Source organism: Demequina flava (genome assembly GCF_000975035.1).
GTDB lineage: Bacteria > Actinomycetota > Actinomycetes > Actinomycetales > Demequinaceae > Demequina > Demequina flava.
This window is the reverse complement of record NZ_BBRA01000001.1, coordinates 1,564,759-1,587,838: the sequence shown is the minus strand read 5'-3', so window position 1 is coordinate 1,587,838 and position 23,080 is coordinate 1,564,759. Positions and strand designations below refer to the sequence as shown.

Annotated in this window: 23 protein-coding genes and 1 tRNA gene; 5 read left to right on the top strand and 19 right to left on the bottom strand. The window is 64.0% G+C overall.

What is annotated here, in order from left to right; genetic code table 11:
• Nucleotides 1-7: 7 nt before the first annotated feature.
• The 3 genes from AOP74_RS07440 to AOP74_RS07430 all read right to left on the bottom strand — a co-directional run bounded on the left by AOP74_RS07440 (nt 8) and on the right by AOP74_RS07430 (nt 1,940).
• Nucleotides 8-763: an SDR family NAD(P)-dependent oxidoreductase gene (locus tag AOP74_RS07440; protein WP_061961950.1), complete on the bottom strand. Its 756-nt coding sequence runs from the start codon at nt 761-763 to the stop codon at nt 8-10.
• A gap of 2 nt (nt 764-765) precedes the next feature.
• Nucleotides 766-1,614: a fumarylacetoacetate hydrolase family protein gene (locus AOP74_RS07435; protein ID WP_061961951.1), complete on the bottom strand. Its 849-nt coding sequence runs from the start codon at nt 1,612-1,614 to the stop codon at nt 766-768.
• 251 nt (nt 1,615-1,865) lie between these two features.
• Nucleotides 1,866-1,940: transfer RNA gene (locus AOP74_RS07430), tRNA-Gln, on the bottom strand.
• Nucleotides 1,941-2,036: 96 nt separating this feature from the next.
• On the opposite strand from AOP74_RS07430, the gene AOP74_RS07425 reads away from it, so the two are divergent.
• The gene (locus tag AOP74_RS07425) at nt 2,037-2,636 is read left to right on the top strand and encodes a TetR/AcrR family transcriptional regulator (RefSeq protein WP_061961949.1); all 600 of its coding nucleotides are present in this window, start codon (nt 2,037-2,039) and stop codon (nt 2,634-2,636) included.
• Nucleotides 2,637-2,762: 126 nt separating this feature from the next.
• On the opposite strand, the gene AOP74_RS07420 is transcribed toward AOP74_RS07425, so the two are convergent.
• From AOP74_RS07420 to AOP74_RS07400, 5 genes are all read right to left on the bottom strand, one after another.
• Nucleotides 2,763-3,779 carry a LacI family DNA-binding transcriptional regulator gene (locus tag AOP74_RS07420; protein WP_061961651.1) on the bottom strand — a complete coding sequence of 339 codons (1,017 nt, stop codon included), beginning with the start codon at nt 3,777-3,779 and terminating at the stop codon, nt 2,763-2,765.
• Nucleotides 3,780-3,822: 43 nt separating this feature from the next.
• The gene (locus AOP74_RS07415) at nt 3,823-4,146 is read right to left on the bottom strand and encodes an L-rhamnose mutarotase (RefSeq protein WP_061961650.1); all 324 of its coding nucleotides are present in this window, start codon (nt 4,144-4,146) and stop codon (nt 3,823-3,825) included.
• Between the two features lie 76 nt (nt 4,147-4,222).
• The gene (locus tag AOP74_RS07410) at nt 4,223-5,122 is read right to left on the bottom strand and encodes an amidohydrolase family protein (RefSeq protein ID WP_061961649.1); all 900 of its coding nucleotides are present in this window, start codon (nt 5,120-5,122) and stop codon (nt 4,223-4,225) included.
• Nucleotides 5,119-6,423, bottom strand: a complete 1,305-nt coding sequence (locus tag AOP74_RS07405; RefSeq protein ID WP_061961648.1) for an L-fuconate dehydratase — start codon at nt 6,421-6,423, stop codon at nt 5,119-5,121. The genes AOP74_RS07410 and AOP74_RS07405 overlap by 4 nt, the downstream gene beginning before the upstream one ends.
• Complete coding sequence (locus tag AOP74_RS07400; RefSeq protein ID WP_061961647.1) at nt 6,420-7,436, bottom strand: aldo/keto reductase; 1,017 nt, start codon at nt 7,434-7,436, stop codon at nt 6,420-6,422. Before AOP74_RS07400 ends, AOP74_RS07405 begins: the two co-directional genes overlap by 4 nt.
• A 371-nt stretch (nt 7,437-7,807) precedes the next feature.
• Between AOP74_RS07400 and mscL the strand changes: the two genes are divergently transcribed.
• Nucleotides 7,808-8,188 carry a large conductance mechanosensitive channel protein MscL gene (mscL, locus tag AOP74_RS07395; RefSeq protein ID WP_061961646.1) on the top strand — a complete coding sequence of 127 codons (381 nt, stop codon included), beginning with the start codon at nt 7,808-7,810 and terminating at the stop codon, nt 8,186-8,188.
• A gap of 69 nt (nt 8,189-8,257) precedes the next feature.
• Here the strand turns inward: mscL and AOP74_RS07390 are convergent, their stop codons facing one another.
• From AOP74_RS07390 to metG, 5 genes are all read right to left on the bottom strand, one after another.
• Nucleotides 8,258-9,184, bottom strand: coding sequence for a 4-(cytidine 5'-diphospho)-2-C-methyl-D-erythritol kinase (locus AOP74_RS07390; protein ID WP_061961645.1), 927 nt, complete (start codon nt 9,182-9,184; stop codon nt 8,258-8,260).
• Between the two features lie 34 nt (nt 9,185-9,218).
• Nucleotides 9,219-10,070 carry a 16S rRNA (adenine(1518)-N(6)/adenine(1519)-N(6))-dimethyltransferase RsmA gene (gene rsmA / locus AOP74_RS07385; RefSeq protein ID WP_061961644.1) on the bottom strand — a complete coding sequence of 284 codons (852 nt, stop codon included), beginning with the start codon at nt 10,068-10,070 and terminating at the stop codon, nt 9,219-9,221.
• A 4-nt stretch (nt 10,071-10,074) separates the two neighbouring features.
• Nucleotides 10,075-10,881, bottom strand: a complete 807-nt coding sequence (locus AOP74_RS12350; RefSeq protein WP_061961643.1) for an aggregation-promoting factor C-terminal-like domain-containing protein — start codon at nt 10,879-10,881, stop codon at nt 10,075-10,077.
• A 157-nt stretch (nt 10,882-11,038) separates the two neighbouring features.
• Nucleotides 11,039-11,875, bottom strand: coding sequence for a TatD family hydrolase (locus tag AOP74_RS07375; RefSeq protein WP_061961642.1), 837 nt, complete (start codon nt 11,873-11,875; stop codon nt 11,039-11,041).
• Nucleotides 11,872-13,668, bottom strand: coding sequence for a methionine--tRNA ligase (metG, locus tag AOP74_RS07370; protein ID WP_061961641.1), 1,797 nt, complete (start codon nt 13,666-13,668; stop codon nt 11,872-11,874). The genes AOP74_RS07375 and metG overlap by 4 nt, the downstream gene beginning before the upstream one ends.
• 368 nt (nt 13,669-14,036) lie before the next feature.
• Here metG and AOP74_RS07365 point away from each other — a divergent pair, with 368 nt between their 5' ends.
• Nucleotides 14,037-16,241: a helix-turn-helix transcriptional regulator gene (locus AOP74_RS07365; protein ID WP_061961640.1), complete on the top strand. Its 2,205-nt coding sequence runs from the start codon at nt 14,037-14,039 to the stop codon at nt 16,239-16,241.
• On the opposite strand, the gene AOP74_RS07360 is transcribed toward AOP74_RS07365, so the two are convergent.
• The 3 genes from AOP74_RS07360 to rsmI form a co-directional block, all read right to left on the bottom strand.
• On the bottom strand, nt 16,238-18,100 hold the full coding sequence (locus AOP74_RS07360; RefSeq protein WP_061961639.1) for a collagen-binding domain-containing protein: 1,863 nt from the start codon (nt 18,098-18,100) through the stop codon (nt 16,238-16,240). The two genes, AOP74_RS07365 and AOP74_RS07360, sit on opposite strands and share 4 nt — an antisense overlap.
• Before the next feature lie 107 nt (nt 18,101-18,207).
• Complete coding sequence (locus AOP74_RS07355) at nt 18,208-18,981, bottom strand: M15 family metallopeptidase (RefSeq protein WP_061961638.1); 774 nt, start codon at nt 18,979-18,981, stop codon at nt 18,208-18,210.
• Nucleotides 18,982-19,049: 68 nt separating this feature from the next.
• A complete protein-coding gene (gene rsmI, locus AOP74_RS07350; RefSeq protein ID WP_061961948.1) occupies nt 19,050-19,895 on the bottom strand; it encodes a 16S rRNA (cytidine(1402)-2'-O)-methyltransferase in 846 nt (281 codons plus the stop codon).
• A gap of 60 nt (nt 19,896-19,955) precedes the next feature.
• On the opposite strand from rsmI, the gene AOP74_RS07345 reads away from it, so the two are divergent.
• Nucleotides 19,956-21,470, top strand: coding sequence for a dolichyl-phosphate-mannose--protein mannosyltransferase (locus AOP74_RS07345; protein WP_061961637.1), 1,515 nt, complete (start codon nt 19,956-19,958; stop codon nt 21,468-21,470).
• Here AOP74_RS07345 and AOP74_RS07340 read toward each other — a convergent pair.
• Both AOP74_RS07340 and AOP74_RS12485 read right to left on the bottom strand, forming a co-directional pair.
• Nucleotides 21,467-21,835: a rhodanese-like domain-containing protein gene (locus tag AOP74_RS07340; protein WP_061961636.1), complete on the bottom strand. Its 369-nt coding sequence runs from the start codon at nt 21,833-21,835 to the stop codon at nt 21,467-21,469. The two genes, AOP74_RS07345 and AOP74_RS07340, sit on opposite strands and share 4 nt — an antisense overlap.
• Nucleotides 21,835-21,954, bottom strand: a complete 120-nt coding sequence (locus tag AOP74_RS12485; RefSeq protein WP_500778253.1) for a DUF8730 family Cys-rich protein — start codon at nt 21,952-21,954, stop codon at nt 21,835-21,837. Before AOP74_RS12485 ends, AOP74_RS07340 begins: the two co-directional genes overlap by 1 nt.
• A gap of 75 nt (nt 21,955-22,029) precedes the next feature.
• Between AOP74_RS12485 and AOP74_RS07335 the strand changes: the two genes are divergently transcribed.
• Nucleotides 22,030-22,563 carry a DUF4395 domain-containing protein gene (locus tag AOP74_RS07335; RefSeq protein WP_061961635.1) on the top strand — a complete coding sequence of 178 codons (534 nt, stop codon included), beginning with the start codon at nt 22,030-22,032 and terminating at the stop codon, nt 22,561-22,563.
• A gap of 55 nt (nt 22,564-22,618) precedes the next feature.
• Here the strand turns inward: AOP74_RS07335 and AOP74_RS07330 are convergent, their stop codons facing one another.
• Nucleotides 22,619-23,056: an Lrp/AsnC family transcriptional regulator gene (locus tag AOP74_RS07330; protein WP_061961634.1), complete on the bottom strand. Its 438-nt coding sequence runs from the start codon at nt 23,054-23,056 to the stop codon at nt 22,619-22,621.
• Nucleotides 23,057-23,080 lie beyond the last annotated feature (24 nt).

Sequence of the window (23,080 nt, the reverse complement as noted above, 5' to 3'; positions counted from 1 at the left end):
GAGCTCCTCAGTCCTTCGCGGGGCGCATGCGCAGGCGCGTGACGCCGCCGTCGACATCCAAGATGGTTCCGGCGGTCGAAACCGACAGCGGGCTCGCGAGATACGCGATCGCACGCGCGACCTCTTCGGGCTCGACCATCTTGCCCGTCGCCTGGCGAGCATCGAGTGCCGCGCGTTCGGCAACAGGGTCGTCAGCCTGCTCAAGAAGCCGACCAATCCACGGAGTCGACACGGTGCCTGGGCTGACACAGTTCACCCGGATACCTTCGCGCACGTGATCGGTCGCCATCGCCAGGGTCAGCGACATGACCGCTCCCTTAGACGCGCTGTAGAGAGCGCGATCGGGAAGCCCATTCATCGCCGCGATCGAGCAGGTGTTGACGACTGCAGCATGTGACGACTGGCGCAACCACGGCAGCGCAGCCGATGTCACCCGTGCCATTCCAGTGACATTCACGTCAAACACACGCGCCCACTGGGCATCGTCGAGCCCTTCGACGGATCCCACAGCACCGATGCCTGCGTTGTTGATGAGAATGTCTACGCCGCCGAGCTCGTTCGCGACTGTTTCGATCGCTGCCGTGACTGACTCGGTGTCGGTCACGTCTGCCTCGACCGCGAGCCACGGTTCATCGACGGCCGGATTCACATCCAGAACAGCGATAGACGCTCCGCGGCTCGCGAGTTCATGTGCCGTGGCGAGCCCGATCCCCGACGCGCCGCCGGTGACGACGGCAACAAGACCTTCAAATTCGCTTGACATGGTCACGCCTGCTTCATCGTCTGACGAGCACTGCCCAGTCCGTCGATCTCAAGCTCGACGACGTCCCCGTCACGCAGGTAGGGGTTGCCCTCGATACCGAGCGCGACACCGGCAGGTGTGCCTGTGTTGATCACGTCCCCTGGGTGAAGAACCATGAACTGGCTGAGGTAGCGCACCACAGTCGACACGTCGAAGATCATGTTGGAGGTCGAGCCATTCTGGTGCTGCTGCCCGTTGACGGCAAGACGCAGACCCAGCCTCTGCGGGTCAGGAACCTCATCCGGAGTCACCAGGTAGGGGCCGAATGGGTTGAACGTCTCGCAGCTCTTGCCCTTGTCCCACTGGCCGCCGCGCTCGAGCTGGAACTCGCGCTCAGAGACATCGTGTGAAACCGCGTATCCAGCGACATAGGACAGCGGGTCCTCATCGTCTCCGATGTAGCGCGCGGTTCGACCAATGACGACACCCAATTCGACTTCCCAGTCGGTCTTGACAGACTTGCGAGGAATGAGGACCTCGTCGAAGGGCCCCACCATCGTGGACGGGTCCTTCATGAACACCACGGGCTCTTGCGGGAGCGCTGCGCCGGTCTCGGCCGCGTGATCGCTGTAGTTCAGACCAATGCACACGATCTTTCCGGGCCGTGCGATCGGAGATCCAATGCGGCTGGCGCTGACGTCCAGTGCCGAGAGCGAGCCTGCTGCGACCGCAGCGGCAACTGTTGCAAACCCATCGCGAACGAGGAATTCTCCATCGATGTCGGACGTCAAGCCCGAGATATCAAACACCTCGTCACCTACGACTACTGCCGGGACTTCTCCGCCTACATCACCAAAGCGTGCGAACCTCATTGCGCCGTCTCCCATTTCTGTCGATCTGCGTTGACACGAACTTCTCATAGTGTGCCACGAGATTCCGCTAGATGGAACAGTGGTCCGTTAGTTGGAACGGCTCGAGCGCGCATCGATGGTCGCAGTGGCCCCGGCATCACACCAGAGTCGAGGGAGACTTCACTAGTTGGGTGACCACGGCCACATGGCCGCGCGAAGGCGCCTGACGCCGGGCGCGACGTTTGACGTGACGGGAGACGGCCATCTCCAGGTGGCTCCGCCCACAGGATTCGAACCTGTACTGCAAGGCTCCAAAGGCCTGCGTGCTGCCGTTACACCAGGGCGGAATGCGTCACTTCCGGGCAGTCAAGTGACCAGTCTGCCAGGATTCGCGGCACACTAGGTACGTGACCGTCGAACCCCGCAAGACTCCGCGCGCCCGCATGACCGCTCGCGACCGCCGTGAGCAACTGCTCCTAGTCGGTCGCGGACTCTTCGCTGAGCGCGGGTTCGAGGGTACCTCAGTCGAGGAGATCGCGAGCCGCGCGGACGTGTCGAAGCCGGTCGTGTACGAACACTTCGGCGGCAAGGAAGGTCTCTACGCGGTCGTCGTTGACCGCGAAGTCGAGGCCCTGCTCGGCGCACTCACCGGGTCGCTGGCCGAGCGAGGCCACCCGCGCCAACTAGTCGAACGTGCCACGCGCGCGCTCCTCGACTACATCGAGTCTTCTCCCGACGGATTCCGGATTCTGGTGCGCGACTCCCCCGTCGCCCAGGCATCTGGAACCTTCTCATCGCTCATTGGCGATGTCGCGAACCAGGTCGAGCACCTCCTCGCGCACCAGTTCTCCAAGCGCGGGCTCCACCCAGACACCGCGCCGATCTATTCGCAGATGCTCGTCGGAATGGTGGCCCTCGCTGGCCAGCACTGGGCAGAAGTACGCGAGCCCAGCAAGGACGAAGTCGCCGCTCACATGGTCAACCTCGCATGGAACGGCCTCAGCAACTTCGAGCGTGACCCCGTCATGCCTCCCGTCGACTAACGGTCACGGCGTCGACCGCAGTCTCTGGCACGTCACCTCGCGGTTAAGTCTGGCCACCTCCCAGCGGGCTCCGGCCCCATGACTGCGCTCATACGCAAGCCGGCCCCAACGAACTGTGTCCGGTGCCTAACGAGGCCCGGGAGCCGCCGACGACTCTCGCGCAACAAGCTGAGGCACAGGTGAGTCCACCACGTAGTCGCGGCTCGTGCCGTTCTGAATACGCTCCAAGACGCTTGCCACGGCAGCAGTCCCCATTTCAAACAACGGCATTCGCACCGTGGTGAGGGGCGGCCACGTGGTTTCGGCCGTCCACGAATCGTGAATACATGCCACTGACAATTGCGTGGGCACACGAACGCCCACGCGTCGTGCCTCGACGAGCAGTCCCATGGCGGCGTTGACGTTTGCGACCACAACACCTGTAGGAGGCTCAGAAACGGCCATGACTTCAGTTAGGGCGCGCGCCCCGTCAACGTACCGATAGCCAAGGTCCGTGATAGTTGAAGCATCTGTGGGCAGGCCCGCCTCGACCATTTCTTCCTTGAATCCAGCCAGCCTGCGACGAGCTGATCCGGCCGCAGGAAGCCCCCCAATGAAGCCGATACGGGAGTGCCCTAGGCCTATCAGATGCCGGGTTGCGGCGGCGGATGCTTGAGCGTCCTCCAAGATGACGGACCCCACGTGCTGCGGGTGCACAGTGTTGACGAACACGACCGGCAGTTTCTCGTCGGACAGGGCGCTGAGCGAAGCGGGATCAACGGAGTCAGGGGTCTGCACTATCACTCCGTCGACTCGACCTTCGCCCAGTAGCGTCGCGAGCGTCGCGTCCAGTTCGGGGATAGCCTCCGCGCGAGAGAGTAAAACGGTGAAGCCGTGCGCGCTAGCCGCAGACTCGATTCCTCGTAGGAGTTCGGTAAACATCGCGTTCGTGAGATCGGGCACGATACAAGCGAGAACAGAGGTGCGTTGGAACTTCAGTGCGCGTGCGGCGAAGTTGGGTCGGTACCCCAAATCGTCGGCGATCTGGTGAATACGCGCCCGTGTATCGGCGCTCACTCGTGTGCCTTCCGCGTCACTCAGCACCCGGGACACCGCAGACACCGAGACCCCTGCTAGGCGCGCGATATCACTCAGAGTCGCCACGACTTGAGCCTAGCGGCGGGTGCACGGCGTAGGCGCGCGAACGTCAGTCGACATGGAAGACCTCACGTATGGCGGACCACCACTCCCCGTCCTCACGCCCGGGAAGGGGCCGTTGGAGCGGCTCTTGGATACTCCACCACCGTTGAGTCTCCGGGTCATCCGCAATCGCCTTCATGTCTGCCTCGTAGTCGTCTCCCACGTACTCGTAGTAGGAGAACAACAGATCGCCATGCCGGAAGATCGAGTAGTTACGAATGTTCGACCTTTCGATGCGATCGAGAACTGCGGGCCACACGGCAGCGTGGTAGCGCTCGTACTCCTCCCAGTTTTCTCTAGGAATGCCGATCACCTGTGCAACGCGCTTCACTTCACTACCTCACTCGATAGAGACTTCTCGTCACGACGGAAACCTAGCGGAAGTGCCGCGAGAGGGCCCTCACCCGTCACCGGTGACCTCCGGCAGAGTCATCCGAAAACGCACCAAGCCGCGCGGGATCAATCCGGTAGAAGCGGGCTGCCGTGCCTCCAAGCACCTGTTCGCGCTCGGAGTCCGTGAGTTCTCCGAACAAGGGAGCAAGCCCATCCCACACCCGGGTATAGCCACCCGCGAGTTGGGAGATGGGCCAATCTCCGCCGTACATGAGCCGGTCGGCCCCAAACAACTCCACGGCCCGATCGAAGAATGGCCTCACAGCGTCCGTCGTCCACGAGCCCATGTTGTCCGTGGCCGAGTACAGTCCACTCACCTTCGCGGTGACAAGTGGATTCTGGGCCGCAACCTCGATCGCAGTCCACCATGGCTCGCGGACACCTAGCCCGATGGGCGGCTTGGCGAGGTGGTCGATCACCATGCGCAGACGGGGATACCGCTGCGACAGAATCGGCACCAACTCGAGGTGGCGCGGCAGCTCAGCCACGACGTCAAGGGCCAACCCGGCTGACTCCAGTAGTGCCAGCCCCTCCCCCACGTCGTCTCGCAATAGCCAGTCTGGATCGGGCTGGTTGTGGATCAGTGAGCGCAAGCCAACCATCCGGCTATCACGGCCCCATTGATCCAGGATGGCCGCTAGCTCGTCAGGGCGTTCGAGTGGCCCGTACCCCACTATTCCCACGACGACCTCTGGGTGTGCGGAGGCAGACTCCCGCATCACCTCGGTGTCTTGGGAGTTATCCGCTGACTGCACTTGCACGGTGTGCGTCACGCCGCACGAACGAAGTTCCGGGAGTAGCTCGTCTAAGCCAATCGCGCGGTTGATCGGCGCGAGAGACTCGTCCAGCCAGGCGTACTCTGCCCGCGCGGGATCCCACACATGCTGGTGGGAGTCAATGACGGGAAAGGTCACCGTGCGCCCTTCCAGTAACTACCGTCCGGGTACTCGTATTCGGCAACTGACGCATCAAACATTTGAGCGCTATATCCCGGCTGGCTTGGAAGCCGGTAGTGACCGGACTCGACAATGCACGGGTCCACGAAGTGCTCGTGAAGGTGGTCCACGTACTCAGTCACACGGTCCTCAAGGGTGCCCGAGACACACACATAATCGAAGATGGACAAGTGTTGGACAAGTTCACACAGCCCGACGCCACCGGCGTGCGGGCACACGGGAACACCAAATTTGCTGGCCATGAGGTACACGCTCAGGATCTCGTTGACGCTTGCAAGCCTCGCCGAGTCCAACTGGCAGAAATCGATAGCTTCCGCTTGGAACATCTGCTTGAAGAGCACCCGATTCATGCCGTGCTCGCCCGTGGCCACCTTGACCGGCGCAACCTCCTTGCGGACACGCGCGTGGCCCAATACGTCATCGGGACTGGTCGGCTCCTCAATCCACAAGGGCTTGAACTCTGCCAGGGCGTTTACCCACTCAATCGCTTCTGGCACATCCCACACCTGGTTGGCATCGATCATCACGTCAACGTCCCAGCCAACAACTTCGCGGGTGATCTGCAATCGGCGAATGTCTTCGTCGCGATCTGCGCCAACCTTGAGTTTGACATGCCGGTAGCCCGCGTCGACTGCCTCCTTGAGGAGCGTGCGCATCTTGTCATCGGTGTAACCCAGCCAGCCAGCGCTGGTGGTGTAACAGGGGTATCCACCACGCTGCGCGAGTTCCTCAATACGACGTTCCCTGCCATCCTGCTTCTCCCGCAAGATCTCAATCGCTTCGTCACGCGTGAGGGCATCGGATAGATAACGCATGTCCGTGGCGTCAACGAGTTGTTCGGGGGTCATGGTGCTCAAGAGCTTCCATAGCGGAAGCCCAGCGCGACGTGCAGCGAGATCCCACACTGCATTCATGACAGCAGCCATCGCGAGGTGCACCACGCCCTTTTCGGGCCCCAACCAACGCATCTGCGAGTCAGAAGACAACTCGCGGTAGACCGCGCCGAGGTCCGCAACGAGCTCGTCAACATCGCGGCCGACGAGGGCCGCTCCGCGTTGGCGTGCCGCTTCAGCGCACAGGTCGTTTCCGCGGCCAATCGTAAACGTAAAGCCGTACCCCGCGATGTCCGGATCGTCAGTGTGCAGAACCACATAAGCAGCTGAGTAGTCGGCGTCCTTATTCATCGCGTCGGACCCGTCCTGGTCGAGCGAGGTGGGGAACCGGACGTCGTGTGCGGTCACGCGTGTAATGGTGGTCATGAACGGCCTTTCGAATGAGTTGCAAATGGTGGGATGAGTTCATCGGCGACGAGGTCATCCCAAAGTTCCGGCGGCACTTGGGTGTTGTAGCGGTCCACCGTGGACTGCGTTTGACTCTGACCGCGGGCACCGATGACGGCGCAACACACGGCTGTGTGGCTCAGGCTGTACGCAATCGCGACGTCTGGAAGCGTCACTCCGTGGCTCTCGCAGTGCGTTGCGATGCGACGTGCACGCTCGATCAGCTCAACACTCGCGGGCTCGTAGTCGTACATGGCATCCGATGGGGGCCACGGGCGGCTGAGCAGTCCCGCGTTGTACACCCCGGCTGCCACAATGCCCACCCCGCGCTCGAGCGCGAGCGGGGCGAGATCATCGAGCGCGCTCTGGTCAAGCAACGTCAGGCGCCCCGCGCACATGACGAGATCGACATCAGCTCTCCGGACCAGTTCGGCAAGAGGCGCAGCATCGTTCATTCCGCCGCCGACTGCACGCAATACGCCCTGGTCGCGCAGTTCGATAAGCGCGCCGATTCCCTCCGAACACGCGAGATCGAACTGGCCAGAAACATCAGGGTCGTGCAAGTAGGCGATATCGATGCGGTCGGTGCCTAGCCGCTCCAGCGATTCCTCGATCGAACGGAGCACACCATCGCGGCTGTAGTCCAACTCGCGACGCGCCCAGGCAGGAACGGCAAAGCCGCCGTCATCTTGGGCGGATACTGACTCAGGCGTTGGCTCCAGGAGGCGACCCACCTTGGTGGAAAGTAGGTATTCGTCGCGGGGATGGTCGCGAAGCAATGCGCCGAGCCGCTTTTCGGAGAGTCCGAGCCCATAGTGCGGCGCGGTATCGAACATACGGATGCCCGAATCCCACGCGACCTGCACCGTGTCAGCAGCTTCGCGGTCCGTGGTCTCGCGGTACAGGTTCCCCAATTGCGCTGCACCCAGACCAAGTTCGGTCATGGTGAGCCCGCGCACGCTGCGCGTGGGGAAAAGTGGCGTTGACGTCATCGTTTGCCCTCTCTAGTCAAGGAACGGGCTCGGATCGAGGCGGCATGGGCGTTTCATAGGCGGGTTGAGACCAGGCATCCGTGAGTGACGCTCCCTTGTGTCCGGACCGCGGCGACATTGCCACAATCCACGCGAACAATCGTTTGACCATGCTAGGTTCGAGCGTAGTTTGACGCAAGTCAGTCCAGCACCGCACGTAGGCTGCAGGATCTCCGCAATGAGGCAATCCGGCCACGGTGCGATGCGAGGTCGCGTCGTTCGCACTCGTAAAGCTGCGAACTTCCCAGGGCCGATGCTGGGGTTTCCCCGGGCGCGGAGTCTCACCGTGCAATATCCTCACAGGTGTCTCATCCACTCTGTGAAGGATCACCATGATTCAGGGCTTTAAAGATTTCATCACCCGCGGCAATGTCGTAGATCTCGCCGTCGGCATCGTTATCGGCACCGCGTTCGCAGCTGTCATCACGGCTGTGGTCGACGGGTTGCTCACGCCGATCATCGCCATGATCTTTGGCGAGCGCGACCTCACGCAGGTCATGACGTTCGAGATCAATAGCGCCGTGTTCAGCATCGGCCTCATTCTGGACGCGCTGTTCAAGTTCATCACCATCGCGCTGGCGATCTACTTCTTCGTGGTGGTTCCCATGAACAAGATGGCGGAGCGCCGCAAGAAGGGCGACGAGGTCGTGGAAGAAGACGGACCGACCGAGGTCGAGCTCCTCATGGAGATCCGCGACTCCCTCAAGAAGTAACCCCGTCTCTTAGTAGTGCGTGGGCCCGCTCAGCAGTGCGCTCAGCGGGCCCATGCACTCCTGACGGAATTAGAGAATGGTCGCGCCTGGCGCGGGGCCGCTCGCAGTGAGCACCGTGTGCGCCACATCCTCGGCACCGATGTGAGCCGCAATTGCGAGCGCATGCTGACGCGACCGCGCCAGTGCCGCGACCGTGGGGCCAGAGCCCGACACAATCACGCCCAGCGCCTCGGCCTCGCGAGCAGCATCCATGACGCGCGTGAGGTGTGGCGCGAGGTTCAGCGCCGCCGCCTGCAAGTCGTTGGATAGCGCCGCACCCACGCGCCGCGGGTCGCCCGACATCAGCGCGCCCATGAGTTCCTCGCTGATGCGCGGATCGTCATCCACAACGGCGCCACCCGCGACCTGGTCATCGAAGCGCCCATACACAGCGGGAGTCGACAGTCCGTCGCTTTGCGTCGCGAGTACCCAGTGAAACTGCCCTCGCGACATGGCCGGCGACAGGTCGCTTCCGCGCCCCAACCCCACAGCGGTGTGCCCGTGCAGCGAGAACGGCACGTCGGCGCCCAGTCCGGCGGCAATCTCGTCCAACTCGGTCCGCGACACAGCAGCGCCCCACGCTTCCGCGCAGGCAACCAAGGCGGCCGCAGCATCGGCGCTCCCCCCGGCCATTCCGCCAGCCACAGGTACGCCCTTCACGATGTGCAGATCGACACCAAGGTCGAGCCCATAGGACTCCCGCAGCGCAAGCGCGGCCTTGACCGCAAGATTACTGGCGTCGGTGGGCACGGAGGCAGGGTCGATGCCGAGGGTGCGCGGCGCCTCGACGGTCACCGTGATCTCGTCGTCCTCGCGGTCAGTTGCCGTGACGGTCTCGTACAGATCGACGGCCTGAAAGACCGTTGCAAGGGGGTGATAGCCGTCGTCGCCCACGGGACCCACTGCGAGTTGCAGATTGATCTTGCCGGGCGCACGTACGGTGACGGATCGGCTCATGGCGTTTACTCTTCCAGAACGAGCGCGATAGCGACTACTGGGAGGCGGAGTTCAGCGCCTCGGCGATGCGCACGAAGTCGCCGATCTCGAGCTGCTCGCCACGAGTCAGCGGCGCGATGCCAACGCTCGTGAGGGCCTCCTCAGCCGCCGCGGCGGACCCGGCAATGCCCGACAGCGCGCCACGCAAGCCCTTGCGGCGCTGCGCAAAGGCGGCGTCGATCACAGCGAAGACCTCCTCGCGAGAGGCGGTCGTCGTCGGGATGGCACGACGCTCCATGAGCACCAGAGCGGAGTCCACGCGCGGAACGGGCCAAAACACGTTGCGCTTCACGTCCCCCGCACGGCGGACGTCGCAGTACCAGCGCGCCTTGACCGAGGGGATGCCATACGTGCGCGAGCCTGGGCCGGCAGCGAGTCGGTCAGCGACCTCCGCTTGCACCATCACCAGCACGCGCTCAAGCGTGGGGAACGTCTCAAGGAAGTGCAGGATCACCGGGACGGACACGTTGTACGGCAGGTTCGCCACCAAAGCGGTGGGCGCAGTGTCCAGCGAATCCACCCGGAGGGCATCACCATGCACCACCGACATCCGCGAGGACTCGTCGGGCGCGCGCGAGGCGACAGTCTCGGGAAGAGCCGCAGCGAGCTTGGGATCGATCTCGACAGCCGTGACCGCCGCACCACTTTCCAGCAACGCGAGCGTCAGCGACCCAAGGCCGGGCCCCACCTCGACAACGTGGTCGTCAGAACCCACGCCAGCAATGCGGACGATGCGACGCACCGTCCCCGCATCAACGACGAAGTTCTGGCCCCACTTCTTGGTGGGCGAGGTACCGAGGGACTCCGCGAGTGTGCGGATGTCCGACGGGCCGAGGAGTTCGGCCACGCGTTTAGTACCAGCCGACGCTCTGCGAGTGACCCCACGCGGCGCACGGCGTGCCGTAGCGACCGGAGATGTAGGACAGGCCCCAGCTGATCTGGGTAGCAGGGTTCGTGGCCCAGTCAGCGCCGTGCGAGGCCATCTTGGAGCCAGGAAGCGACTGCGGGATGCCGTGTGCGCCCGAGGATGAGTTGTGGGCGTTGGAGTTCCAGTTGGATTCCTTGGTCCACAGCGCGTTCAGGCAGCTCCACTGGTCACCGCTCCAACCGCGGGCTGCGGCCATCTCCTGGCCGATTGCGCGGTTGGTGCCGGCGTTAGAGACACCACGCGGAATCGCGGGGGCGACGGGCTCAGTCTTGGTACCGATGGCGACGACCTCATCGACTGGCTCGTCGACGACGACGGTCATACCCTCGGAGCGCTCGACCTCGACGCCATCTTTCAGCGTGACCTCGTAGGACACCAGCGCGGTGCCGGGCTCTCCTTCGGTGACGACCTTCTCGGTGCCCTCGTCGGAGTTGGGGTCATCTTCCTTGACGGAACCGTGGTCAAGAGTCAGTTCCTCGGTCTGGGTGACGACCTGGATGTCAGTTGCGGCGGCCTCAATGGGGGCCAGCGTCTCGTTGGCGACAACGGCGGCCTCGGTCTTGCTCGGCGTCGCGAAGGCGTTCACGCCCACGGATGCAAACGAACCGACGGCGAATGCGGTCAGCGCGACTCCGGCGCCAACAGTCACAACTGTGCGGCGGCGAAAACGGGTCTTGGTGCGCGACTCACGGCGCCCACCGGGCGCAGGGGAAGTACGGCTGTAGCTCACGTGTGTGGTCCTTTCCTGCCGTTGACGGTGGTGCCATCTGAGTAACGAAACCGTAACGGCGACTGGTCCTTTATCTCACAGCATCTAGGGATTGCGCTAGTCAAAAGTCCTAGGGCGACCAACGGGCCGATGCTTGGGTTTGTTCCCGTACGGCGGTTTACCAGGGGCCGTAGAGGGACTCGGAGGTCGAGTTGATTGCCTCACACACGCGCGTCAGATCCTCGTCAAGGACGTCCGCGACGGTCCTCGCGGTGAGTGCGGCGAGTGCCGGATGGTTAGGAGTGCCGCGGTGCGGATGCGGCGTAAGGAAGGGTGAATCCGTCTCCACGAGCACGTGATCCAGCGGCGTGACCGCGAGCGCTGCACGCAGCCCGCCCGCGTTCTTGAACGTCACGGTGCCCGCAAAGGACAGGTACCAGCCGCGCTGAGCCGCGAGCTTCGCTAGCCCCGCGTCTCCAGAGAAGCAGTGGAAGACCGTGCGCTCTGGCGCGCCCTCGCGCTCCAAGACCTCGACCACCTCGGAGTGGGCATCGCGATCGTGGATCTGCATGGGCAAGTCCAGCTCTTTAGCCAGCGCGATGTGATCGCGGAACGCCTGCATCTGGGCGTCGCGACCTTCGGGTCCGGTGCGGAAGAAGTCCAGTCCGGTCTCCGAAACCACACGGATGCGGTCACCCCGCGCAAGATCCGCAATGGTCGCGAAGGCGTCGTCATACTCGCCCTTGGCAGCGAGGACGGCAGCCTCATTGGGGTGAATCGCCACTCCCCCGACCATCTGCGGATACTGAGCTACGGCATCGGCCGTCCACAGTGCCGACTCAACCTCACAGCCCACCTGGACCACACGCGTAACGCCGGCGGCGGCAGCGTCCGCCAGACGCTGCTCGACTGAGCGCGGCTCGTCGCCGGCCGGATACTCCAAGTGGCAGTGGTTGTCGACGATCGGTGCGGGAAGAGCCTCCGGTACCGGCGGCCACTGGCCGGTGCGACTCACTCGCCGTCGCCCCGCATGCGCTCGAGCTCCTCCTCGACGATGGAATCATCGAGCTTGGTGAAGATCGGCGAGGGCTGAGCAACCGGGGTTCCGGCCACGAGGGGCTTGCGCGCCCACGTGTTGGCGACGGCCTTGTAATCACCCTGAATCACGGGGTAGTGACGGTCCTCGAGATCGAGGTCAGCGACCTCATTCATCTGCGGCATGGGGGCGAAGGTGCCGGTGCCGCCCAGGGCCTCGTGGACCTTCTGCGAGCTGTGCGGCAGGAACGGCGCCATGAGCGTGTTGGCGTCGGACACCAGCTGAGCGGCCACGCCCAGCACGGTCTTCATGCGCTCGGGGTTCTCGTTCTTGAGCTTCCACGGGGCGGTATCGGCGAGGTACTTGTTGGCCTCTGCCACGACCTTCATGGTCTCGGCGATCGCGGCGCGCTGACGGTGCGAGCCAATCAACTCACCGACCTTCGCGAAGGAGCCCTCCGAGTGCGTCAGCGCATCCCGGTCAATGTCCTGAAGATCGGTGAGCTCGGGGATCTCGCCCACGTTCTTGTGCAGCAGCGTGGCGGTGCGGTTGACCAGGTTGCCCCAGCCAGCGACCAGCTCGTTGTTGGTGCGGTTCTTGAACTCCTGCCAGGTGAAGTCGCTGTCATGCGACTCGGGACCTGCGGTCGCGATGAAGTAGCGCAGGGCGTCGGGCTGGTAGCGAGCCAGCATGTCGCGCACGTAGATCACGTGACCGCGGCTGGAGGAGAACTTGGCGCTTTCCATCGTGAGGAACTCGCTGGAGACGACCTCGGTAGGAAGCTGCAAGTCGCCGAACTCACTGAGGTTGCCACCCTTGGTGCCGCGACCGTTGGCGGCAAGCAGTTCGCCGGGCCAGATCTGCGAGTGGAAAGTGATGTTGTCCTTGCCCATGAAGTAGTAGGACAGGGTCTCGGGGTCGTTCCACCACTGGCGCCACGCGTCGGGGTCGCCTTCGCGCCGTGCCCACTCGATCGAGGCGGAAAGGTAACCGATCACGGCGTCGAACCACACGTAGAGCCGCTTGTTGGAGTTTGAGGACCAGCCATCGAGCGGGACGGGGATTCCCCAATCGATGTCGCGGGTCATCGCGCGCGGACGGACATCGTCCAGGAGGTTGAGCGAGAAGTTCAGCACGTTAGGACGCCAGCCCTGGCGAGCGCCCAGCCAGTCGGTCAGGGGCTGAGCGAGCGAGGGCAGGTCGAGGAAGAAGTGCTCCGTCTCGACGAACTTGGGGGTCTCGCCGTTGATGCGGCTGACGGGGTTCTTCAGCTCCGCGGCGTCCAGCTGGTTGCCGCAGTTGTCGCACTGGTCACCGCGAGCGCCGTCGGAGTCACAGATGGGACAGGTGCCCTCGATGTAGCGGTCGGGCAAGGTCCGCCCGGTGGACGGCGAGATGGCGCCGCGGGTGGTCTGCTCGATCATGTAGCCATTGGCGTGCACGGCCTTGAACAGCGCCTGGGCCACCTTGTAGTGGTTGCCCGTGGTGGTGCGCGTGAACAGGTCGTAGCTGAGGCCAAGCGACACGAGGTCTTCAACGATGACGCGGTTGTAGCGGTCGGCGAGTTCCTGGGGGCTCACGCCCTCCTGGTCTGCCTGAACGAGGATCGGGGTGCCGTGCTCATCGGTGCCCGACACCATCAGCACATCGTGGCCCTCCATGCGCATGTAGCGGCTGAAGACGTCCGAGGGGACGCCGAATCCGGCAACGTGACCAATGTGGCGGGGTCCGTTGGCGTACGGCCAAGCGACAGCAGAGAGGATGTGTGACATGGGCTCCATCCTAGTGAAGCCCTAAACTGCCGCGAACGTGTCAACAGCCTGCGCTGGAGCGCCCACGCTGTCGGGCGTGACACGATGGGCCAATGAGTAGCCCCCGGCGTCTCCCTCGGGAGGAACCTGCTGTCCCATCTGGGTTCGGCGGACCTCGGTGGGAAGTGCCGCGATCACGGATACTCGCGAGCATCGCCACCTCTGCCCGCGCCGTCATCGTATGTGCACCCCTCGGGTGGGGAAAGACGGTTCTAGCTCGGCAGTTTGCTCATCACTTGGAGGAAACAGGCGCTGAGGTGTCCTGGCAACAGACCCACTGGAGCCCAGCGCCATCCTCGCAGGATTCCAGGGCCACTCATCGTGTCGCCGTGGTGGACGCAGTACCCGCTGGTGACCTCACCGTGAGGGAGGCTCTCGACGCGGTTGACCAACTCATCATCACGACCCGGGACGGACGCGATCTTCGTGCCGCACTCGACCTCGAAACTGAGGTCGCCTACGTCTCTGCCTCACAGTTGCTGTTCACGGAGGACGAGACACGAGAATCGCTGAGGCGTGCAGGTCTCGCAGCCTCGGGCGCCGAACTCGTCCAACGCATCAGCGGCGGTCATCCTCTTGGCACGCGCGCGATCGTGGCTGCGGCCGTCCGCCGAGGAATAGACCTGGCGAAGGTCAACCCGACAGTCGCGAGCGGCTGGGCCGCGGAAGGCATCGACATTGCCTTGACAGCACACCGTGAGGAGTTGAGCGACCTCGTTCCCGATGTCGAGGCGCTCAGTGCGCTCCTGATCGCCGAGCGTCCTTCCGTACCGCTGGCCAGCACACTCTTAGGCGGCGACGAGGCGGAGCGCGTCCTCCGGCACGCTAGTGCAGCCGGCATGATCACCGTTGACGAGGCCCGCGGTGAGGCCATCACTGTGTTGCCGTTTGTCGAGACAATCCTGCGGCGGCTGAGCCCCGGCGATGACTCAACACACAGGGCTCTGCTCGAACGCATGCTCGCCTGGTCGCGCGAGCACGGCGACGCTGTCGAAGCACTGGCTGCGGCGGCGAAGCTACGAGACGTCGACGCGATGGCTGACGGAGTCCTCGCGCGCGCGGGCGTTGAAATTATTGAGCGTGCCGACCGTACGGTGGAGCTTCTCGAGCGTTTTTCGACTGGCGAACTGTCACGCCGTCCGGTGCTGTGCCTCGTCATGGCTCTCGCGCGCGGAAGCCAACCCGGTGGACGCACCGATGGGCGGGCGTGGTTGCGCATCGCGGTCGACGCGGGAGCCCGAGCAAAAACGGCTGCGCCCGCACTCCGTTTCGAGGGTGACGCAGTGTCTCTCGTCGCCCAGCGGATGCTCGGAGAGTCGACCGAGGCGGTCATGAGTGCTCACATCGTGGCATCTCGTTCCATCGATGAGGGAGGCGAGGGGGACCTGCCCTCTCACTTGAGAGCGGCGTATCTCCAACAAGCGGCAACAACCATGTTTATCGTAGGCCAACTCGACGATGCGACGGCGTTTCTCACCGCTGGCATTCACACTGCGGGGGTGGTGCGTAGCAACGAAATGCGCACTGACCTCGCCGCGCTCCAGGCCTTAAGGGGAGAAATCCGGCACGCGCGCGAGGCTCTTGACGCCGCGGGGTTGGACGACGGGAAACCTGAGCGCCTCCTGCAACAGACGCGAGTCACCCGCACCGCGGCACGCGCCTTCGTGTTGACCGAGACCGGGGAACCAGCCGCCGCACTCGCGTTGTTGGCACACGAGAGCGCGCGTATTGGACGTTCCGAACTGTGGCCGGTGTGCGCGGAAGCGCTCCTTCTGGCCGAGGCGGCACGTTTTCCCGGCACCCTGCCCGCCACGACTGCTATCGATCGGTGGGAGGCAAACGCTTTCGTGGAGCCCTCGCCATACTGGAGGGCACGCCTGGCGGGGGCTCGGGCTCTGGTGGCCCTCGGCGCGGGAAACCGTCACCTCGCCGAGGACCTGATTGAGGAAGCTCGCTCACTCCACCATCAGCCAGTGGTAGCCCTCACGCAGGCGCGGTACTTACTTTCAGTAGGGCGGCCACACGCGGCTCTCGCGGCCCTCGACGTCGCCGGAGTGCCGACCGACGCACGCACTCTGATGGGTCGCGAACTCGTGACCGCGGTGGCCTATGCCGCAGCTGAAGACCCGGACGCCTCGCTACAGGCGGTGTCAGAGGCGGCTCGCACTTCGATGGCATTCGGAACAACGACCCCTTGGCTCCTTTTGAGCGGCGGCGAACGCAACGCCGTGTTGGAAACCGCCACGCAATTGCCGGGGCAAGAGAGCGCAGTGCTCGCACGGGCCAACAGTCTCTATCCTCTCGCGTCGCGGGCGCGCAAGCAGCAGTCCACCACATTGAGTCGCACTGAGCGCGATGTCCTCCGGCACCTAGCTACCGGCCTCGAATTGAAGGAGATCGCGCGACGCCGACACGTTTCACTCAATACGGTCCGCTCTCAAGTGCGAGCGGTGTATCGAAAGCTGGGGGTGAGTGGTCGACACGAGGCCGTCGTCCGCGCGCGCGAACTCGGCCTCGTGCGGCACTCCTCTTAGGTGCGGCGCGCGCGTCGCACCATCGTTATTCCTGCAAGCACAAGAAGTAAGACCGCACCAACGCGCCAGTCAACGACTCCCCCGGTCGCCGCGAGCCTTGGCTGGCTCTCACCGGCCGCACGGGCTCGAGCTACCACTGCACTTGAGACCTGGGCGGCGACTTCCGCAGTCACTACGGAGTCAACAGACTCCTGCGTGACGCCCGGGGTCTCGCTGGCAAGGGCGACCACATCACTAATCTCCGACGCCACGTCCTCAACAAGTTGGTCGGCAGCGGGAGTCTGGTCAATGACTGCGACGATGTCCTCGATTACGTGGGCGGGGAAATTCTCCTCGGTCACGGCTTGGGTTGGGTCCGGAGCGGTTTCGGCAGGCACCGGGTCAGAGTCAACCGGACCAAAATCAACGCCATCGGCCACCACGTCCACGATCTCCGGCAACAAGGGAGACTGCGCGACGCTCTCCTCCACGATCTCAACGACCGGTCCAAGTGCGGGAGTAGCATCTGCGACAGGGTTAGGAATCTCGGCAGGCGCGGTGGGCGCCGCATTCACGTTATCGATGGGCAAAGGGCTCACCGACACGACTGGCTCAGGGTTCGGGGACACCACTTGCTCGGGGGTTGCCGAAGCTACCGGCTCAGCACTCGGGGCCTCCGGCGTCTGGACGCTCTGTTCCCCAGCCGGCGCGTCGACGACTACCTGACTTTCGTCGTCTACCGCAATGTCGTCTGCACTGCCGGAAATCTCCACGGGCGCTCGGGAAAGCACCCCGGCAAACTCGTAGTGGTGGATCTCACCGTCATTCCGCAACTCGACGCGTCGTGCGACTATCTGACCTTCGATCAGAGTTTTCTGAGGTCCGGTGATGACCGTCGCTTCTGGCGCAAGGATCGAACCGGGGACGATTCCCGGCGAGTTGACGCGTACCGTTGCCCCCGGTTCGGTCACCAAATTCCACAGGATGTAACTAGCGAACTCGTTGTGAGCGCTCGACTGAGGGTAGGCGCCGATCGCTTCTGTCGGGAGATGTACCGTCTCACCAGCGTCCACATGCACATTGATCACCAGTGGAGTGTGGGTGGAAGGCGCGGCACCATCGAATCGCACCTTCCACCCGGTCGACGGCAGTTGTGCTGCGTCAACATCCAGCACGTTGGCAGCACCGGAGACAAGAGTGAGGGGAACCCCATTCATCGGATGCGCAACCGCGGGCAAGTCAATAGATGCCGCGCCTGCGAGCGCGCCGTTCGCCAACGCTTCAGACCACTGGGCAAATGTGTCCCACGCGCCAGCGTCGATCAGCGTGCCGTATGCATCTGCGTCCTCGACCGAGCCAAGGCTCTGCGGAGTAGCACTTTGCTCAAGCACGCGGTCTCCAAACGGGCAACCATCGTCACCGACTTCACGTACACATACGCCATCGCCTCGCGCGGCGACCTCGAGTCCGTCGAGGGAGCCCAGACGGACCTGACCACGCTTGGCGGGATCGCTTTCCTGTGGACTAATACGAATCGAACCCGTCGACGACTCGCGGTCGAAGGTGCCACCTGCTACGACTCGCACGTACTCACCATCGAGCATTGGGAGCGTGTAGTCACCGCTCCCGGCAGCTCGGTGCACCACGTTGTATGCCGCTGCGCCCGCGATAAGGTTTCCACCAGCCGCGATGGACCCCTCGATCTCATGGTTGGCCAGCACCACATCGGTCTCCGACACGATGGTGAATTGGGACGCCCCTGTCAAGGGCCCCTCGGTCTCGGCGGCGGCCTGGGGCGCGGCGATCGTCACTAGAGCGGTGGCCACAACGCTTGCGGCGGTAACCGCAGCAGCGCGTCCTGCCGGGGTACGCACAGACATTTTTCTCCTCAGTTCCTCAGATGGGGTCACACCATGAGAACGCGAGGATGAGATCACCCACGGGTGAAAGCGGGGGTGAAAAATGTCACACTCGGGAGCAAGACAAGTCAGCGGTATGTGAGTGCCGCCTCGAGTCCAAAGAACTCCTCCATGGTCTGCTCCGACTCCACCAAGGCGCTCGCCAAATCCACACCGACGTAGCGCACATGCCACGGCTCGTAGCGAATCCCCGTGATGTCGTCCTTGCCTTCGGGGTAGCGCAGGATGTAGCCGAACTCGTGGCCATGCTCCGCCAGCCACTCCCCCGCCGCCTCACTCCCAAAGCAGGCCTGAATGCGGCACGTCGACGACTGATAGGCGTCGGCGGAGAGCCCTGTCTGGTGCTCCGAATAGCCCGGACGGAGTGAGCCGCGGTCCGCCAAGGTCTGCCCCAAGTCCGCAACGTAACCGTTGTAGATGTAACGCTGCTCGCTATAGGGGCGGTAACCGTTGGATAGCGAGAACCCAGCCCCGGCATCGGCCGCCGCTTCTCGCATTGCCACCATGGCATCGGCCGCCTCAGGCGTAAGCTGTGCTCCAGAAACCGTCTCGAGGTCGCCGGGAACGTAGTCGATGGGGTCGAGTGGGCGCGCCTTGTTCACGACCACCCAGATCGAGGTGGGGTCGTCGATCGAGTGCTGACTCCAGGGGTCGTAGCTGACCTCGGGAGCAGGCCCGGCCTCGTAGGTCGCATCGGGGGCTTCAATAGGGCCGATGCTGTCGTCACCTGGTGTCTTGCCCGTTGCGCCGAGGGCGGCGGCCGGGGCGAGGGTGGCGACAGGGCTCGCGGCGAGGGCCGGGTTGAAGGCCAGTGCGCCGAGTACCGTGCTGATGCCCAACACCCCCGCGAATGCGCTGGTCCATGGGGACCGGCGCAACGGCTGGGCGGCATGGGCGGGCCCGCGACGCCTCATTTGCCCGTTCCACCTCGCGCGGCAAGAACCGCCGAATACAGTTCACGGCGCGGCACGCCGCTGGTTGTCGCGAGATCGGCGACGGCGTCCTTGGCGCGCTCGCCCGACTCGACGCGGCTGAGAACCTCGGCGACGAGCGTCTCGAGCGTGGGCGCCTCGGCAGGGCGTCCGGCAACGGTGATGACGATCTCCCCGCGCGGCGACTCGTCGGTGGCCCACTGCGCCAAGTCCGCAAGTCCCCCGCGCTTGGTCTGCTCATAGGTCTTCGTCAGTTCCCGCGACACGGCCGCCGCGCGATTGCCACCCCACGCCTGCGCCATGGCAGTCAGCGTCGCGGCAAGACGGTGCGGCGCCTCGAAGAACACCATGGTGCGCGGTTCGGCGGTGAGGGCCGCGAGCGCACTGGCCTTCTCCCCTTCTTTACGCGGCAGGAACCCCTCAAAGCAGAACCGATCGGTGGGCAGGCCGGACAATGCGAGCGCCGTCAGCACCGCGGACGGGCCCGGCAGAACGTCAACCTCCACGCCCGCAGCTGTGGCGGCCTCGACCACGCGAAAGCCGGGGTCGGACACGGTGGGCATCCCAGCATCGGACACCAGCACCACCCACGAACCCCCTGCGGCACGGTCAACCAGATCCGCGGCACGGTCGCGCTCATTGTGGTCGTGGACCGCGATTGTTTCCGCCGTGATGGTGAGGTCCAGGCGCCGAGCCAGGTCCTTCACGCGGCGGGTGTCCTCGGCCGCAATCAAGTCGGCTTGCTCGAGTGCCTCACGCAGACGCGCGGAAGCGTCGCCCACGTTCCCAATGGGGGTCGCAGCGAGGGTGAGGCGTCCGGTCATGCCACCAGCGTGGCACAGCGCCTCTGTGACCCTGTGATCGCCACCCACTAGGCTCCCCTTGTGATCGAATTCGTGTGGCGATGGCGCGTGGCCCTCATGGCATCAATCGTGGGCGTTGTCGCCGCGATCATGCGCTTTGGTTCGCTCGGCTACCCCCAGGCACTCGTCTTTGATGAGGTCTTCTATGCCCGTGGCGCATACTCCCTGGTCACCATGGGCTACGAGGGTGAATGGGGTGGCGAAAACCAGGACTTCGCCAATGGCGATCTGTCGCAGCTGAGCGCCGAGGCCGACTACGTGGTCCACCCCAACCTCGGCAAGCTGATGATCGGCTGGGGCATCCAAATGTTTGGCCCCACGCCCTACGGCTGGCGCTTCATGGCCGCCGTGGTGGGCGTCGCCACAGTAATCATGATCGCGTTCATCGCGCGCCACCTCCTGCGGTCCACGCTGTGGGGTGGTGTCGCAGGCCTATTCCTGGCTGTCGAGGGCGAACACGTCGTGCTGTCCCGCACCGCACTGCTGGACATCTTCCTCACGTTCTTCATCGTCGCGGCCATGGGGCTCCTGGTCATCGACCGCACGTCTGCACACCGACGCCTGCTTGCCGCAGCCGCGTTCGACCGAGAACGGCTGGGCCTCGGCCCAGGTTCGCTGATACCCGGACAAGGCCCCAATCTTGGTATTCGCTGGTGGCGTCTGGCTGCCATCGCCACGTTCGGGCTGTCCGTCTCGGTGAAGTGGAACGGCCTGTACTTCGCGGCGGCCTTCCTGGTGCTGTCCGTTATTTGGGACTGGTACGACCGCAAAAAGTGCGGCTGGGAAAACTGGTTTGCTGGCGGCTTCGTGCGTGCCATCCCGGCGTTTTTCGCGACCATCATCGTCGTGCCGCTGGTGTATCTCGCCTCGTGGATTCCGTGGTTCCGGTCCGAGAACTCGTGGGGACGCCACTGGGCTGAGAACAATCCCGGCGAAGGACTCACGTGGCTGCCGGATTCGCTCAACTCGCTGGTCCACTATCACGAGCAAATGCTCGAGTTCCATCGCGGCCTGGACTCCCCCCACAACTACGAGTCGAACCCGTGGGGATGGCCGCTACAGATCCGTCCTACCGCGTTCTACTTCGAGGACGTCACCGACGTGGACTGCGGAGCGGAGCGCTGCATCTCCGCCATCCACGGAATCGGCCACCCGCTCATCTGGTGGGTTGGAGCCGCGGTGCTGCTCTACGCCCTGTGGCGCATCTTCCGCCATCGCGACATGCTCGCGCTGACCGTCACCACCGGCTACCTGGCCGCATGGCTGCCGTGGCTACCGTTCGCGCACCGCACCATCTTCACCTTCTATACGGTCACGATGGCGCCCTTCCTGGTGCTGATGGTCGTGTGGGCCATGAAACGTCTGGCGCAACCCGACCACCGCAGGGGCAAGTGGTGGAAGCCAGGCGCGATCATCTGTGCCGTGTATATAGGCCTGGTGCTCATCTTGGCGGGATTCTTCTACCCGGTGTGGACCGGTGAACCCATTCCATTCGAGTACTGGCAGATGCACATGTGGCTGCCAAGCTGGGTCTAGTTCACAACGTCAAGACCGGTGGACTCCTCGGCCTGGGCTATTCCGCCAGCGTCCATGACTTCGAGGCCCTGCGCCTCCATGACAGAGAATGCTTGACTCGACCGGTTCCCCGATTGGCAGTACACGATGTACTCTTCCGTGCCATCAAGCGCGGCCACCTGGTGCTCAAAATCGGGTGATTCAAGATTGAGGTTGACGGCTCCCTCGAGGTGACCCGCCGCGAACTCTGCGGGCGTACGGACATCGACGATCACGGCGTCCTTCGTGACATCGACCGGCTCAGGTGAGGGCGAGCAGCCGCCAAGGGCGACGAGAACTGCGGCCCCCACACCAGCCCCGAGCACCTTCAGACTGCGCGTACGCATCAGTGGCTACCGTCGCATCGTTGGTCGGTCGGCACACCTGCGAGTGCTTCGTCAATGTGCTGACCACATCCCGCCCACGTCGCCTTTCCACACACACCACACGTCACTCGTGCACACATATTCTTACTCCTTCTCGAATCGCGGGCGACGCTGTCTCGTCGCCCCTTGGATACCCCCCAGGGTATTATTCTTCCATGTCAGACGCCAACTCGCGCCCCGTCATCGGCACATTCGTCGCCGGAATCGACACCCCTGTCATTAACGAGCGCGCGGTGCGCGCATCTGCCGGGATTCTCTTTCTGCTGGGGTTCCCCGCCTGGTTCTACGGCGCCATTACGGGCGACCTGCAGTTCATGCGACTATTCGGCATCCTCTTCGCCTCCGAGATGATGCTCCGCCTGTTTGTGGGCACCAGCTACACACCCTCCCTGTGGCTTGGATCGCTCCTCACCCGGCGCCAACGTCCAGAGTGGGTCGACGCCCACCCCAAGCAACTTGCGTGGTCCATTGGGCTCGGCATGGGCATGGCCGGTTGCCTCGCACTGGGGTGGCTGGGACTCCCTGCGGCGATTGCTCAAGCGATTTGTGCCGCCTGCCTCACGCTCCTGCATGTGGAGGCCGCATTCGGCGTGTGCGTGGGATGTGCGCTGTCGCAGCGCTTCTCACGTCATAAACCACAGCGCTGCTCCGGCGACACCTGCAACTACACACCGCCCACTCACCGCTAGCAGCGCGCGGTCCAGCCCGCGCGCCACCCCCAAAAGTGACGCCGAAGCTTGGGCCTTAGTGCGCGCGGCGCTCGATCAGCCTCGACAACACAATGGCGGACCGTGTCGAGTCCACCTGACCAGGCGAGCGCACGCGTTCAAGGGCACGCTCCAGGTCCTGAGTATCTTTCGCCCGCAAGGTGACCAGGGCATCGGCCTGACCCGTCACTGTGGTCGCCTCGATCACTTCTGGGATGTCCTCGAGGATCTTGGTGAGCTCGTTGGGACCCACGATGCCGCGGCAGAACAACTCGATGTACGCCTCCGTGGAATGCCCCACGGCCTCCGGGTCAGTCATCACTGTGAAGCCCCGGATGACGCCGTCCGCGACCATCCGGTCCACCCGGCGCTTGACCGCTGAGGCGGACAGCCCAATGCGTTCCCCCAGGTCCGCGTACGGTGCGCGCCCATCGTCACGTAGTAGATCAATCAACTTGCGGTCCAATGCGTCCATGCGTGCATCCTACTTGCGCAGTGC

What these genes read in the sequence shown, in the direction of transcription:
- AOP74_RS07400 (WP_061961647.1), bottom strand. Translation starts at nt 7,436, where the DNA reads ATGACGTCAACGCCACTTTTCCCCACGCGCAGCGTGCGCGGGCTCACC.
- AOP74_RS07440 (WP_061961950.1), bottom strand. Translation starts at nt 763, where the DNA reads ATGTCAAGCGAATTTGAAGGTCTTGTTGCCGTCGTCACCGGCGGCGCG.
- AOP74_RS07360 (WP_061961639.1), bottom strand. Translation starts at nt 18,100, where the DNA reads ATGTCTGTGCGTACCCCGGCAGGACGCGCTGCTGCGGTTACCGCCGCA.
- AOP74_RS07425 (WP_061961949.1), top strand. Translation starts at nt 2,037, where the DNA reads ATGACCGCTCGCGACCGCCGTGAGCAACTGCTCCTAGTCGGTCGCGGA.
- AOP74_RS07390 (WP_061961645.1), bottom strand. Translation starts at nt 9,184, where the DNA reads ATGAGCCGATCCGTCACCGTACGTGCGCCCGGCAAGATCAATCTGCAA.
- AOP74_RS07330 (WP_061961634.1), bottom strand. Translation starts at nt 23,056, where the DNA reads ATGGACGCATTGGACCGCAAGTTGATTGATCTACTACGTGACGATGGG.
- AOP74_RS07405 (WP_061961648.1), bottom strand. Translation starts at nt 6,423, where the DNA reads ATGACCACCATTACACGCGTGACCGCACACGACGTCCGGTTCCCCACC.
- rsmI (WP_061961948.1), bottom strand. Translation starts at nt 19,895, where the DNA reads ATGACCGGACGCCTCACCCTCGCTGCGACCCCCATTGGGAACGTGGGC.
- metG (WP_061961641.1), bottom strand. Translation starts at nt 13,668, where the DNA reads ATGTCACACATCCTCTCTGCTGTCGCTTGGCCGTACGCCAACGGACCC.
- AOP74_RS07335 (WP_061961635.1), top strand. Translation starts at nt 22,030, where the DNA reads ATGTCAGACGCCAACTCGCGCCCCGTCATCGGCACATTCGTCGCCGGA.
- AOP74_RS12485 (WP_500778253.1), bottom strand. Translation starts at nt 21,954, where the DNA reads ATGTGTGCACGAGTGACGTGTGGTGTGTGTGGAAAGGCGACGTGGGCG.
- AOP74_RS07435 (WP_061961951.1), bottom strand. Translation starts at nt 1,614, where the DNA reads ATGAGGTTCGCACGCTTTGGTGATGTAGGCGGAGAAGTCCCGGCAGTA.
- mscL (WP_061961646.1), top strand. Translation starts at nt 7,808, where the DNA reads ATGATTCAGGGCTTTAAAGATTTCATCACCCGCGGCAATGTCGTAGAT.
- AOP74_RS07340 (WP_061961636.1), bottom strand. Translation starts at nt 21,835, where the DNA reads ATGCGTACGCGCAGTCTGAAGGTGCTCGGGGCTGGTGTGGGGGCCGCA.